General features: G+C 42.1%; 12 protein-coding genes and 1 rRNA gene. 8 read left to right on the top strand and 5 right to left on the bottom strand.

Annotated features, from left to right (window positions below; translation table 11 throughout):
- Window positions 1-156: 156 nt before the first annotated feature.
- The gene (gene glmU, locus G327_RS0114180; RefSeq protein ID WP_019615452.1) at window positions 157-1,515 is read left to right on the top strand and encodes a bifunctional UDP-N-acetylglucosamine diphosphorylase/glucosamine-1-phosphate N-acetyltransferase GlmU; all 1,359 of its coding nucleotides are present in this window, start codon (window positions 157-159) and stop codon (window positions 1,513-1,515) included.
- A 321-nt stretch (window positions 1,516-1,836) separates the two neighbouring features.
- Here glmU and G327_RS0114175 read toward each other — a convergent pair whose 3' ends face one another.
- Entirely contained in the window at window positions 1,837-3,555 is a 1,719-nt protein-coding gene (locus G327_RS0114175; protein WP_019615451.1) for a DEAD/DEAH box helicase, read from the bottom strand.
- Between the two features lie 585 nt (window positions 3,556-4,140).
- Here G327_RS0114175 and G327_RS26120 point away from each other — a divergent pair.
- Window positions 4,141-6,837, top strand: coding sequence for a family 14 glycosylhydrolase (locus tag G327_RS26120; RefSeq protein WP_019615450.1), 2,697 nt, complete (start codon window positions 4,141-4,143; stop codon window positions 6,835-6,837).
- An 84-nt stretch (window positions 6,838-6,921) separates the two neighbouring features.
- Here G327_RS26120 and nfuA read toward each other — a convergent pair whose 3' ends face one another.
- Entirely contained in the window at window positions 6,922-7,503 is a 582-nt protein-coding gene (gene nfuA / locus G327_RS0114165) for a Fe-S biogenesis protein NfuA (protein ID WP_019615449.1), read from the bottom strand.
- Between the two features lie 134 nt (window positions 7,504-7,637).
- Entirely contained in the window at window positions 7,638-8,414 is a 777-nt protein-coding gene (locus G327_RS24765; RefSeq protein ID WP_281167235.1) for a ComFC family protein, read from the bottom strand.
- 28 nt (window positions 8,415-8,442) lie between these two features.
- Between G327_RS24765 and bioH the strand changes: the two genes are divergently transcribed.
- The 3 genes from bioH (at window position 8,443) to G327_RS0114145 (ending at window position 10,024) form a co-directional block, all read left to right on the top strand.
- A complete protein-coding gene (gene bioH, locus G327_RS0114155; RefSeq protein ID WP_019615447.1) occupies window positions 8,443-9,216 on the top strand; it encodes a pimeloyl-ACP methyl ester esterase BioH in 774 nt (257 codons plus the stop codon).
- An 89-nt stretch (window positions 9,217-9,305) separates the two neighbouring features.
- Window positions 9,306-9,593, top strand: a complete 288-nt coding sequence (locus G327_RS0114150) for a hypothetical protein (RefSeq protein ID WP_019615446.1) — start codon at window positions 9,306-9,308, stop codon at window positions 9,591-9,593.
- Window positions 9,594-9,604: 11 nt separating this feature from the next.
- Window positions 9,605-10,024 (top strand): hypothetical protein, encoded by a 420-nt coding sequence (locus tag G327_RS0114145; protein ID WP_019615445.1) that lies wholly within the window; start codon window positions 9,605-9,607, stop codon window positions 10,022-10,024.
- Between the two features lie 106 nt (window positions 10,025-10,130).
- Here G327_RS0114145 and slyD read toward each other — a convergent pair whose 3' ends face one another.
- The gene (gene slyD, locus G327_RS0114140) at window positions 10,131-10,754 is read right to left on the bottom strand and encodes a peptidylprolyl isomerase (protein ID WP_019615444.1); all 624 of its coding nucleotides are present in this window, start codon (window positions 10,752-10,754) and stop codon (window positions 10,131-10,133) included.
- A 27-nt stretch (window positions 10,755-10,781) separates the two neighbouring features.
- Window positions 10,782-10,997 carry a YheV family putative zinc ribbon protein gene (locus G327_RS0114135; RefSeq protein WP_019615443.1) on the bottom strand — a complete coding sequence of 72 codons (216 nt, stop codon included), beginning with the start codon at window positions 10,995-10,997 and terminating at the stop codon, window positions 10,782-10,784.
- Window positions 10,998-11,136: 139 nt separating this feature from the next.
- Here G327_RS0114135 and G327_RS0114130 point away from each other — a divergent pair, with 139 nt between their 5' ends.
- From G327_RS0114130 to G327_RS0114120, 3 genes are all read left to right on the top strand, one after another.
- Window positions 11,137-13,053 (top strand): ABC transporter ATP-binding protein, encoded by a 1,917-nt coding sequence (locus G327_RS0114130; protein ID WP_019615442.1) that lies wholly within the window; start codon window positions 11,137-11,139, stop codon window positions 13,051-13,053.
- A 69-nt stretch (window positions 13,054-13,122) separates the two neighbouring features.
- Window positions 13,123-13,410, top strand: a complete 288-nt coding sequence (gene ppnP / locus G327_RS0114125) for a pyrimidine/purine nucleoside phosphorylase (protein WP_019615441.1) — start codon at window positions 13,123-13,125, stop codon at window positions 13,408-13,410.
- A gap of 584 nt (window positions 13,411-13,994) precedes the next feature.
- Window positions 13,995-14,092 (top strand): 16S ribosomal RNA (locus tag G327_RS0114120); the annotation flags it as partial.

The raw sequence follows: 14,092 nt of genomic DNA, 5'->3' as shown, positions 1-14,092 counted from the left end.
CTTTTATAGAGAAATTTAAACTTTAATGGTTATATTTTTAATATTTGTGTGAATTATTTAATAGAAAAACCTGTACATGCTTATTTTCTTATTCGTTCCTGCTGAAAAGTCCGTTAAAATATGACCTTAATTTTATTCTATTTTGGAGCTCCAATTATGTCTCTTAGTGTTGTTATTCTTGCTGCCGGTAAAGGTACGCGAATGTGCTCTCGTCTGCCGAAGGTACTTCATAAAATTGCCGACAAACCTATGGTGCAGCATGTTATCGATACTGTTAAAGGCATCGGTTCTGAAAATATCCATCTGATATACGGGCATGGCGGAGATCAGATGAAAGAGCAGATCACTGAGCGCCGCTTGAACTGGATAAAGCAGTCTGAGCAGTTAGGAACGGGTCATGCGATGCAGATGGCGATGCCGCATTTCAGAGAAACGGAAAAAATATTAATTGTTTACGGTGATGTTCCTCTGCTTTCTGCAAAAACTCTGCAGAATTTGATTGATGTTCAGCCGGAAGGCGGCATTGGTCTATTAACCATTAAGCTGGATGATCCTACTGGTTACGGCCGTATTGAACGTGTTGACGGTGATGTTGTTGGTATTGTTGAGCAGAAAGATGCAACTCAGAACCAGCTGAATATTAATGAGGTCAATACCGGGATTTTAGTTGCCAGTTCTCGTGATCTGCGCCGCTGGCTGCCTGCTTTACGTAACGATAATGCTGCCGGTGAGTTTTATCTTACTGATATTATTAAAATGGCTCATCAGGAAGGGCGTATTATTAATGCTGTTCACCCGGAAGACAGCTTTGAAGTTGAAGGTGTAAATAACCGTTTACAGCTGTCTAACTTAGAGCGCACTTACCAGCTGAAAAAAGCAGAGCAGCTATTATTGCGTGGTGTGATGCTTCGTGATCCGGCGCGTTTTGATCTGCGCGGTGAACTTACCTGCGGCCAGGATGTTGATATTGATGTTAATGTTATTATCAAAGGCAGTGTGAATTTAGGTGACGGTGTGGTTATCGGGCCGAACTGTATACTGGACAATTGTGATATTGAAAACAATGTGGTTATTCAGGCAAATTCGATTATTGAAGGCAGCCGTATTGGTGATAACGCAACGATTGGTCCGTTTGCACGCATTCGTCCTGATACCGTGATTGAAAAAGAGGTGCACGTTGGCAACTTTGTCGAAATCAAAAAATCGACACTAGGCAACGGCACTAAATGTGGTCATTTAAGCTATATCGGTGACAGTACGGTTGGGCGCAATGTTAATATCGGTGCCGGTGTGATCACTTGTAATTATGACGGTGCCAATAAATTCCAGACTAAAATTGGTAATGATGTCTTTGTCGGCTCTGACTGTCAGCTGATTGCGCCTGTAACGATTGCTAACGGTGCAACAACGGCTGCCGGTACAACGGTTGTAAATGATGTGCCGGAAAATGCACTAGCCGTTGCGCGTGCTAAGCAGCGTAATATCAACAACTGGAAACGTCCGGTTAAGAAATAAGTTTTTCCACTATATTTGGGGTAATTATTTTTACCCCAATGCCCTTTTCTCATTTTCTAGTCTGCCCTCTTCTTTAGTCACACCGTCTGTATTGTTACTATTTTTAAAAGAACTAAATTATTCCAATTCGCCAAGCTAATCACTCTGTTTTTATTTGCAAGCGTGGTTTAAGCGCGCAGTACAAAAGGCGAGGCAGAAGCCTCACTTCCTAAAGCAGTGCATATTATTAAGCGGGTCGGCATTAGCGAAGCTAAGTAAATTTATCTACGCGCACAAAAAAGGGCGCTGAAAAGCACCCTTAATTTAGAAACTAAAGTTTAATTAGTTCTTTTTGATTTTCAACTGACGTTTGCAGACATAAACATTTTCAAGATGTTTTAGGGTATCTGCCGGCATACCTTTCGGTAACTCAATTGTTGAATGATCATCACTCAGCTTGATATCTCCGATAAAACGGCTGTTGATATCTGCTTCGTTAGCAATCGCACCAACGATGTTTTTAACTTGTACACCGTGTGAACGACCAACATCTAAACGGTATGTCTCTAGTTCAACATCTGTAGGGCGTCCACGTCCACGAGGCTTATCACCACCGCGCTCTGCACGATCACGTCCACGGTCACGGCTGCGGTCGTTGCGATCACCACGATCTCGACGATTACGGTCTCCACGGTCATTCGAACGAGGCTCTACAAATTTTTCTTCAACCGGCTGAAGTGGTTTATCTTTCTGTGCCATGTACAGAAGAGCTGCAACTAAATCTAACTCTTCAAGTTCACTGTTGTTTTGAACTTGTTCAAATAAAGTGCGGTAGAAAGAAAGATCTTCGCTTTCACACACAGCTGCAACTTGTTTTTCAAAGTTAGATATACGTGTTTTTGTTACTTCATCATGAGTCGGTAGATCCATAATGGTAATTTTTTGACGAGTTGCACGTTCGATTGCTTGTAATAAACGACGCTCACGTGGTGCTGCGAATAAGATCGCTTTACCTTTACGGCCTGCACGACCCGTACGGCCGATACGGTGAACGTAAGATTCAGTATCTGTCGGGATATCGTAGTTAACTACCAGGCTTAAACGTTCAACGTCAAGACCACGTGCTGCAACATCAGTTGCAACTAAAATATCTAAACCACCTGACTTAAGACGAGCAATAGTACGCTCACGAGTCTGCTGGTTCATATCGCCGTTTAACGCCGCACTACGGTAACCGCGAGCTTCTAATTTTTCAGCTAATTCAACAGTTGCAGTTTTAGTACGGGCAAAAATGATGACACCGTCAAACTCTTCTGTTTCAAGCATGCGTGTTAGTGCATCAAGTTTATTAACGCCGCGTACAATCCAGCATTTCTGTTCGATATTTTCAACAGTTGAAGTTTTAGCTTTGATTTTAACTTCAGTCGGGTTGTTCATGTAACGTTTAGTTATACGTTTGATCTGATCCGGCATTGTTGCTGAGAAAAGCGCAGTCTGATGCTTTTCAGGCATATCTTTCATGATTGTTTCAACGTCGTCGATGAAACCCATACGCAGCATCTCATCAGCTTCATCAAGCACTAATGTTGTTAGGTTTGAAAGGTCTAATGTTTTACGTTTCAGGTGATCCATTATACGACCAGGTGTACCGACAACAACTTGCGGGCCTCGACGTAATTGTTTGAACTGAATGTCGTAGCTTTGACCACCGTAAATCGGCATAACATGGAAACCACGTAAATGACGTGCGTAAGTCTGGAATGCTTCGGCAACCTGAATAGCTAATTCACGTGTTGGTGCAAGCACAAGTACCTGCGGGTGATTTGCAGAGATATCAATACTTGCAAGTAACGGTAGTGCGAATGCAGCTGTTTTACCTGTACCCGTTTGTGCTAGACCTAATACATCTTCACCGTTTAAAAGGTGCGGAATACATTGTTCTTGGATTGGAGAAGGTGTTTCGTAACCTAATTCTGAAACAACTTTAAGAATTGTTTCCGGCAGGTTTAAATCTGTAAAGGTAGTTGTTGTTTGTTGTTCTGTATTTTTTGACTCTGACATAGCGGCCTCATGAGTTCGGTTTAAATCGTATTTAAACTGCTGCTTAAATACACTAAATTCAGCCTATACCTACGTCACTTTAATAATTTCAATAATCTACTGAAACCATCTATTAATTCTCGCGCTGTGTACCGCGTAGCAGGTTTAATCTGAATATTTCGCATCTGTTAAAGGAGTAACCTTTTGCGAGGGAGCGCATTCTACTCGAACTGTTCAGAAAATGCCCGTGTTATTTTTGATGTGTCGCTCAAAATTATAAAAAAAAGACGTTTCTCGTCGAATTTTGGAATAAAAGGCTTGCTAAACACTTTTTAGTGCAGCTTGTAATTGTTTTTAGGATTGTCACTTTAGCCTTTTTAAACAAATTACGGGCTTGCCTGGAGCAAATATTTAGCAAAGGTCTTTATTTGTAGTGAGTCGGCTATTTGTATTGATGGTAACTTAGCTGATTATGCCTGTTGATCAATTTTTATTGTCAGACTCGTCCAGGGGGCGTAGAAGAGGGAGGGAGACTAACGCTTTAACTCACATTATTGTAGATCATGTTTTATGGATAACTATTTATAATAACTAAGGAATATTACTATGGTTAATGTGCAGAAAGCGCTGCAGGTCTGGGTTCAAATGCCGGCGAGTTTTATTCGTCGTCTGGGATTGTTGAGTAAAAGCAATAACCCCTGGAACAAGGCTTTTTTAAAACATCTGAAACGCGCAAAATCTTTGGGCGTTGATGCCGTTATTTTACCTGTCAGCTGGCGAGTTATTGAACCATACGGTCCTCATAGTGCAGAGCTGCAGAGTAACTGGGCAAGTTACCGTCGAGTAATCGAAATCTGCATTAGCCAGGGACTAAAAGTCATTCCAGAGTTTCATTCTGCGGCAACAGGTTTAAAAGATGCAAGCCTGTTAAATCTGCTGCCGGACTGGTTATGGGGATTATTAGTTAACGAGCTGTCAGATGATGCTGCTGACAGTATTAAATATATCGACAGCTATGGCCAGGATAGTTTCGCCGCAACATCGCTGTGGAGCGATCATCTGGTTCTACCCTATTTTGAACGCTTATTATCTGGTTTTCAGCAGCATTTTTCAGATTTGTCTGATCATATTCCCCATATCAATTTAGGCGGTGGCCCTGAAGGTGAACTGCGTTATCCTTTTTTAGGCTTTCATAGCGAAGGCCCTGATTTTCTGCAGCTGCCTTGTTTTAGTGCGGCTGCAAAAGCAGATTTTAAGCAGTTTATTGAGCTGCAGACGAAAAGCGAACCTGCCCTTAAAAACCAGGATTTATATCTACAGTTAATGAACGATGATTTTTTTGAGCAGCAGCTGAGTTATTTACAAGACCTGCATCAGGGGGCCGAGAGCGAGGCTTTTAACTACTTTCTTAGCTGGTATCATCAGGGGCTTATGGATCATGGTCAACGCTTACTTGCTCTGGCCGATAAAGTATTTAACCAACAATGGCAGAAAACTACGCTTGGTTTACGTTTTGCTCTGCATTTACCGGATCTGAAAAACAGTGCTGAAATTGCTGAATTAGTATCAGGGTTATGCCCGCAGTTAGGTGCCGATCAGCAGATGCAGAAAAATAACTGGCTGCAGAGCTTTTCCCGTTTACTTAACGGCACGTGGAAGTCCCGAACTCGTCTGCTTATTTGCGGGTTAGACGAATCAACTCAGCAGAATCATTGGGCACTTATCTCTGCCGCGCAAGATCTTAACCTGCAGCTCATTACCGGAAACAGCCAGCAGGTGAAACTGGAACAACACGCTGAATGGGATAAATTATTAGAAAGAGTCATGAAGCAGGATGCGTTTAGCGGCTGGATCCTGCGTGATCTGGATATTCTGAGTGACGATGACGGAATCGGCTGTTCTAGACTGCGTCAGTTCGGGCAGTTAAAATATGCGCAGGGGCAGTACCAGGGGGCTGTGAGGAAGTCCTTCCGAGTAATGGCTCCTCTGCACTTAAAAGTCGCCAGTCAAAAGCAGCTGCTTGAAGAGGAGAACTGGCAGGTTTTTGAACAGGAACTTAATATACTGCGTGAAGCCGGTGTAACGGCTGTTTCAACCGACCTATGGTGGGGTCTTATTGAAGGACGTCATCCGGGGGAGTTTGACTGGAGCTATTACGATCGGCTTGTTGAGGTGCTTGACAGCAATAATATGCATTGGGTCCCCATTTTGTCCTTTCATCAGGCCGGAGGTAATGTAAATGATGATTTTAACCAGACCATTCCTCTATGGTTATGGGGCAAGTTACTCGAACAGCATCGAGATATTGAATCTGTCCGTGATCTGCAGTATGTCAGTGAAACCGGTGATGCTTCAATGGAATATGTTTCATTGTGGGCCGATCCTTATGTATTACCTTATTATTTAGCTTTTGTGCAGGCATTCCGAGATCACTATCGCTGCCAGGCGCACCTGATTGATGAAATAAATATAAGTATGGGCCCGGCAGGGGAGTTACGTTATCCGAGCTACAATGCGCACGACTGGGGGGATTACCCGAATCGCGGCACTCTGCAGTGTTACAGTCCGCTTGCTCAGCGTGACTGGTGTATTTATTTACGTAATAAATTCAACACTATTGAAGCATTGAATTACACTTTCGGTACTCAGCACCAAAGCTTTGATGAGATCACAATGCCGAGTGCCGATAGTTTATTTGAAAATAAAAAATACATTTATAGTGCCTGGGGTAGAGAGCTGCTGACCTGGTACAACGCAAAACTAGTACAGCACGGACACGATGTTCTTGGCGGCGTATTAAAGCTGTTTACTGACAGTGATTATATAAATGTGCCAATAGGCATTAAAATCCCCGGTATCCACTGGGAAATCAGCGATCCGAAAATGCCGCGGGCAGCAGAGATATCAGCGGGATTAATTCGCGTGCATCCAAATCTTAATCACAAAAATGCGGGTGAATACGTGCAGTTACTCAAAGGGATTATTCCTGAAGAATATCTTTCGCGGGTGGTCGTTCATTTTACTTGCCTGGAGATGATAAACAAAGATCATGAAGGCTATTCTCGGGCAGAAGATCTGGTTAACTGGATGGCTGATGCGGCTAATGAAGTCGGGGTCGAGTTAATGGGGGAAAACGCACTGGCAGGTGAACTTTATGGAGAACAGGGCTGGCAGCAGATGGAGCGGGCATTGACTCGTAATCCAGGATATGGCGGGATCACTTTATTACGAATGCAGAACTTTTTTGATGAAAATAAGCTTCCTCTGACAAAGCTTAGATCGTTGGTAAATCGATCTATCTAGAATATATAAAAGGAGAGTATATAGATAAAATATACTCTCCTTTTTACCGGCAGGGCGGTACTATAATACTTATTCGTTTAAAGCTTACTTATAAAAAGAATGATCGCCGCTTTGATGTTCGGTGATATCTCGAACAGCATTTAATTCGCCTGAGAACTCTTCTAATAACTCTTTTTCGATGCCTTCTTTCAGTGTTAAATCTACTTGAGAACAGCCGTTACAGCCGCCGCCGAATTCAATGACTGCGACATTGTCTTCAGTAATTTCAATTAGTTTGATAAAGCCGCCGTGACCTGCCAGCTGCGGATTTACCTGCACTTGAATAACATATTCAACACGTTCCATTAACGGTGCATCGTCTTTTACTTTGCGCATTTTCGCATTAGGCGCTTTTAGTGTTAATTGTGTACCAGTTTCTTCCTCAACCAGATCCACAAAAGCATCTTCTAAAAACGGCAGGCTGACATCATCAACTAAGGCATCAAACCCGTCAAAGTTTAAGCGGGTATCACTTCCTTCAACAGCTTCCGGCGGACAGTAAGAAACGCCACATTCTGCTTTAGGGGTACCTGGGTTGATAACAAACACACGAATGTTTGTACCTTCTTTTTGTGGTTCAAGTAACTTTTTAAAATGTGCTTGTGCAACAGGAGTGATTTCAATCATTGTTAAACCTTAATCTTGAGTCATTTACTCAGGCATTATAACCAGCATTGCCTGTAAGCACAAAGCAAAGAGTCGTGATTATTGTTACCTGTCAGGGAAATATTATTGAATCTCTGATGATAGTGAAAATAATTTTAAATGGAAGCTTGTTTATCAGATGTTAATTTATGAACCGGTAGCGCTGTTCTGCATACACACCAGATATCAATACGCCGTACACCCGCCTGCAGCAATATCTGACACAAACTATTTACCGTTGCACCAGTTGTAACCACATCATCAATAATAACAATATGAGTACCGGCAAGTTTATCCTGCTGTGCCTGCTTAAGCGAAAAAGCATTATTTAAATTATGCTTTCTTTTTTTGAGGGATAAACCTTCTTGTGCTGACGTGTTTTTGTGGCGTTCAACAGCATTAAGCAGCGGGATAGCAAGCTGTTTAGAGGCCACTTGTGCAATAATCTCTGCCTGGTTAAAACCACGTTTTTGATGTTTCTTTCTGTGCAGCGGGATCGCTAATAGATAATCAACTTCGGCTATGGTCTGTAAATCTACATTGCTGCTGACCGATGATGTCAGCAGCTCCCCTAATAGCTCGCCGTGAATCAATTTTTTTGCATATTTGAATTTTTTAATTAACGATGAATAGGGGCTCTGATAATCGGCAAGTGCATGCAGCTGTGTAAACAGGTGTTCCTGCTGCAGGCAGTCACCGCAAAAATCTTGTGCTTTAGCTAGGCGCAAGCCGCACTTATGACAGCACGGTCTCTTTGTATCCAATGCATTTTGGCAATATGTGCAGATAAGTTTATCATTGCTGGGTAAATGACATAACAAGCATTGAGCGGGCAGAAGCTGTTCAATAAATTGTTCGAATTTTTGTTTTGTAAAATTTAAAATTGAATGCAAATGTGCCTCCGGATTAAAGAGAGAGATTGTGAGTATAGAACAAACTGTGTATTGCCGGGTGATCGGCGAAGGTAAAGATTTAGTACTGCTGCACGGCTGGGGAGTTAACTCGGTTGTATGGACGCCGGTTGTTGAGCAGTTAAGTAAACATTTTCGTTTACACCTGATTGATTTGCCGGGATTCGGTCGGAGCGGACCTTTAACACAATATAACCTGCAGGAAATTGTTGATGCAGTTGTGAAGGTAGTCCCGAATTCCGCGGTTTGGTGCGGCTGGTCATTAGGCGGACTGATTGCGACCTATGCAGCTCTTAAATACCCGCAGAAAATTCAGAAATTAATTCAGGTGAGTGCTTCACCTAAATTCGTCAGTGAAGAAAACTGGCCGGGAGTCGAGTCTTCTGTTTTTAACAACTTTAAATCCGGCGTGGAAAATAACTGTGATAAAACCCTAGCTCGCTTTATCGGACTGCAGGCAATGGGCTGTGTCAGTGCGCGTAAAGATACTGTCATTTTGAAAAAACTGTTGGCTTCGAGTGAAAAAGCACAGTTAACGGCGCTTTTATCGGGGTTAGATCTGCTCAATGAATGTGATTTAAGATCTGAATTCAGGTGTTTGAAAGTACCATGCTTGTCGTTGTTTGGTTTATTTGACAGTCTGGTTCCGGTGCAGGCCGGCCGCGAAATGCAGTGTTTATTACCTGAATCTAAACAGAAAATATTTATAAATTCATCACATGCACCATTTGTCAGCGAGGCTGATGACTTCTGTAAAACGGTAATAAATTTCGCTGTTGATTAAAAATCGAACAATTCTTTTATTTCTGTTAAGATAGTGCCATACTTTTTATGAACCCCTTTCTTCAAAAAGTGTAGATAAGAAGGTGATTTATGGATGTTCGTTCTGCTTATAGTTCAGGTCTAACAGGTTTTCAAGATGCATCTGCGCAGCTGAGTCAATCAAGCGCTCGGATAGCCCATGCGGGTACTGCAGAAAAAAGTATGACGGAAAATCCGCAGACACCGGAGAGTCGATCTCCATCTGCTGAACGGGCATCCACCTCTATAACAACAGAGTTAATTAATTTAAAAATTGCTGAATTACAGGCGAAAGCTTCAGCAAAAGTGATCAGCACTGCAGATGATATGTTAGGTACATTAATCGATACCAGTGTTTAAGATTATCATTTATGGTTAATATTAACGCTCATCTTCCCCCCGCCGTTGCAGCTTCCTTTCATCCGCCCACGGAAAGCCTGCAGCGTGATAATATAATCAAACCGGTGATCCCGAAAACAGAAATTATCTCTTCATATACAAAATTACGTGAAGATGAAAGCCGAACGCAGTTTTCTGATCAGGCTCGCGGTATTCTACAGAATGAAGAGGACCAGAAAACAGATCCGGATACACAGAAAGAGTCATCTCAGCAGCAGAGGCGTTCACTTTTTTTTGCACGAAGAAGTGAGCTTTCGGGTTATGAAGCAGAAAATGGCGACGGGCAGTTGACAGCTATTAGTGATTTTAAGCTGGTAATATCGGTTATTCAGGCGCGTTATAAAGATGCGGTGAGTCCATTGGCGGATCCAACCGTGTCCTATGCGATATAGTTGATAAGCCTGCAGTACTCGGGAAATAAAAAAACAGATTAAATCGCACTGATTTGGCCTAAAAGGTTGTGCGATTCAATCGTTTTTTTGAAAGGATTAATCAATCTTAGTGGCAGCTTCCGCAGCAGCCTTCAGGAGATTTTTCTTCTTTCTTTTCTTCGTGACCGTGGCCGCCGCAGCAGCTTTCGCCTTCTGCATGTTTACTTTTATCACCGCCGCAGCATTCATGATCTTCCTTATGGCTGTGACCGCTACAGCTGCTGCCGGCTTGATGAATATGACCATGTGCCAGCTCTTCTGCAGTGGCTTCACGTATACCAACAACTTCGCCAACGAACTGTAATGCCATGCCTGCAAGCGGGTGGTTAGCATCGATGCTGACATTTTCTTCAGTTACTTCAGTAACTTCAACAGTACGTGGCCCCTGGTCTGTTTCTGCCTGGAATGACATACCAACTTCAATTTCATCAACACCTTCAAATAAAGAGCGTGGTACCTGCTGCACTAACTCTTCCTGGAAAGGACCGTATGCCTGTTCTGCTTCTAGTGTTACATCAAATTTATCACCGACTTCTTTACCGGCTAATTCAGCTTCTAATCCAGGCACTAAATAATGCGTTCCTTGAATGTATTCAAGCGGCGCGCCGTTTTCTGTGCTGTCTAGTGCGTGACCATCAACTTCTGCAACACCAAAGTGGATTGAAACCACTAAATCATTTTCAATTTTCATTCTATCTCTCACTATATATAATTTTGCTCAATCTGCAGCGGGATCAAAAACACCGATCATCTGTTCAAATTGACGCGTAGCTGCGGTTGCTTGTTTGGGTGTTTGAGTTTGTTTAAAACCACACTGCACACAATTTAGCGTTTCGACTGCATTTTCTAATGTCAGTGCAACCGTGTCAAGCGCATTACATTTTGGACAAGTCGCTCCTGCGATAAAGCGTTTTTTTGTTTTTGATAAAGCCATGGTGGTCAACTGTATAAATGAATCATTTTTTAATGGTAACCAAATAAAGTTTCATTACCAGCGGCTATAGCTCAAGTTTGCAAAGTCCGTTATTATCCACTCCTAATTTTTATACCTTATTATATGAGAAGCCATATTTATGATTGTTGCCAGTAATATTGAATTTATACGCGGTGGTAAACCTTTACTTGAAAATGCCAGTGCAACAATCAACCCTCGTCAAAAAGTAGGCTTAGTCGGGGCAAACGGCTGCGGCAAGTCCAGCTTTTTTACTTTATTAAAACAAGAAACCCACGTGGATGGTGGTGATTTAAGTCTTCCGCATCACTGGCGCCTTGCCAGCGTTGCTCAGGAAACACCGGCTTTAGATAAAAATGCACTGCAGTATGTTATCGATGGTGACAGTGATTTTAGAATGCTGCAGGAAAAGCTCCGAGAAGCAGAGGCCGATAACGACGGTACTAAAATAGCGGAAATGCATATTCTTCTAGATAACGCTGGTGGATATACCATTGAATCTCGCGCTGCTGAACTATTGGCCGGGCTGGGTTTTTCAGAGCAGGCTCAAAGCCGCTCTGTCAGTGATTTTTCAGGCGGCTGGCGGATGCGTTTAAACTTAGCACAAGCGCTGCTTTGTCCTTCGGATCTACTGTTACTCGATGAACCGACCAACCACCTCGATTTAGATGCCGTTATCTGGTTAGAAAAGTGGCTGCGTCAATATCCAGGAACGCTAGTGCTGATATCGCATGACCGTGACTTTATTGATACGATCGTGGATAAAATCATTCATATCGAGCAGAACCTGCTTCATGAATATACCGGTAACTACAGCAGTTTTGAACGACAGCGCGCTGAAAAATTAGCACAACAGCAGGCCTCGTTTGAGAAGCAGCAGAAACAGATGGATCATATGCAGAGTTATATTGATCGTTTCCGTTATAAAGCCAGTAAAGCCAAACAAGCGCAGAGCCGTATTAAGGCGCTGGAAAAAATGGAACAGCTGCTGCCGGCTCATATGGATAGTCAGTTCAGTTTTTCATTTAGAGAGCCGGACGCATTACCTATGCCGCTGCTTACTTTAGAAAAAGTCAGTGCCGGTTACGATGACCTGTTAATTCTTGATAAAATCAAACTCAACCTTGTGCCTGGAAGCCGTATTGGCTTGTTAGGAAGAAACGGCGCGGGTAAATCAACTTTGATTAAACTGCTGTCAAATCAGCTGCAGCCTTTTTCCGGTAAGTTAGAAATTAATCCGAATGCTAAAATCGGTTATTTTGCACAGCACCAGTTAGAATTCTTACGTTTAGATGAATCTCCGCTTGAGCACCTGGCACGTTTGGCACCAGATGAAAAAGAACTGTCCTTGCGGAATTTTCTCGGAAGCTTTGGTTTTCAAGGAGATAAAGCTTTAGATAAAGTAGCTCCTTTTTCTGGCGGAGAGAAAGCCCGTCTGGTTTTAGCATTATTAGTGTGGCAGAAACCTAACCTATTATTACTTGATGAGCCGACCAATCACCTGGATTTGGAAATGCGCCATGCATTAACCATGGCGCTGCAGGAATTTGAAGGTGCGATGGTCGTTGTTTCGCATGACCGCCATTTATTACGCACCACAACAGATGATCTTTATTTAGTACATGATCAGAAAGTTGAGCCTTTTGTTGGTGATTTAGATGATTACCACCGCTGGCTATCGGATCAGCAGCGAATTGAAAAGCAGCCTGAGCTGGAAGTTGAAAAAAACAATTCTCCTAGTGCTAACCGCAAAGAACAAAAACGTCTGGAAGCAGAATTTCGTAAAAAGTTAACACCTTATAAGAAGCAGTTAACAAGTTCTGAAAAGTTGATGGATAAATTTACTGTACAGCTTGAAGAAATTGAACAGAAGCTGACAGATGCTTCATTATATGAACACTCTGAAAAGTCGCGTTTAACAGAATTGTTAAAAAACCAGAGAGAACTTAAAGAGCAGCTTGAAGAAGCGGAAATGAACTGGATGGATGCACAAGAAATGATTGAAGCAATGCAGAGTGAATTTGAGTCTTTAATTTAGCGTCTTGAGTTTTAAATTTAGCTTGGTCATAATCATTTACAGACAAACCACACCTATAAAGGAAAGACGATGAGCTTTGAAACTAATGAATACTTCGACGGCAACGTACAATCAATCGCGTTCCAGAGTGAAACATTACCGGCAACAGTTGGTGTAATGGAAGTTGGTGACTATACATTCGGTACTGGTGCAAAAGAGTACATGACTGTAGTAAGTGGAAACTTGACTGTGAAACTACCGGGTGAAGAAAAATGGAAAACATTTAATGCTGGCGAAACATTCGAAGTTGAAGGCAATGCCAGCTTTGACGTAAAAGTTACAGTGCAGACAGCTTATCTTTGTCTTTATGAAAAATAATGCACTTTGTTAACTATGAAAAAGGAGCGAAAGCTCCTTTTTTTATAACTTCTCGTTACGAATCCTTTAAATCAGTTAAGAATTACAACAGTTGTAACTCTTGAATGTTATCTGTCTAGTTAAAAAACAAGCGTAATTTAGCTAATATATGCACGCCTTGTTTACTAATTGCCCACTTGAACTTTAAATTTAAATAATTGCAAATAAATACTTGCCAACGTGATCTGAATCCCTATAATGCGACCCCACAGACACGGGATGCAGCGCAAGCTACTTACCAAACTCTGAGAACGAAAGAGGTTTGGTTTTAAAGTTAAAATAAACCATTGACATCGTTTGAAAGGCGCGTAATATACGTGCCTCGCCGAAAGGCACGCTCTTTAACAATTTAATCAAACAATCTGTGTGGACATTCATTGTTGATGTGATTTCAAAAAAATCAAAGTAACTTTTCACTTCGTGAAAGAGTTACATTATCAATAGAATGACACACGAATTAATTCATTAATTCAGAATAACCAATCACTTCGGTGATTAGTTTTAGTCAGTAATATTGAGTCGCACTTAGGTGCAAATTAAACTTTAAATTGAAGAGTTTGATCATGGCTCAGATTGAACGCTGGCGGCAGGCTTAACACATGCAAGTCGAACGGTAACAGAGGGTAGCTTGCTATCTTGCTGA

The sequence above is a fragment of the Psychromonas ossibalaenae ATCC BAA-1528 genome (assembly GCF_000381745.1).
Lineage (GTDB): Bacteria > Pseudomonadota > Gammaproteobacteria > Enterobacterales > Psychromonadaceae > Psychromonas > Psychromonas ossibalaenae.
This window is presented reverse-complemented; position numbering and strand designations above follow the sequence as displayed.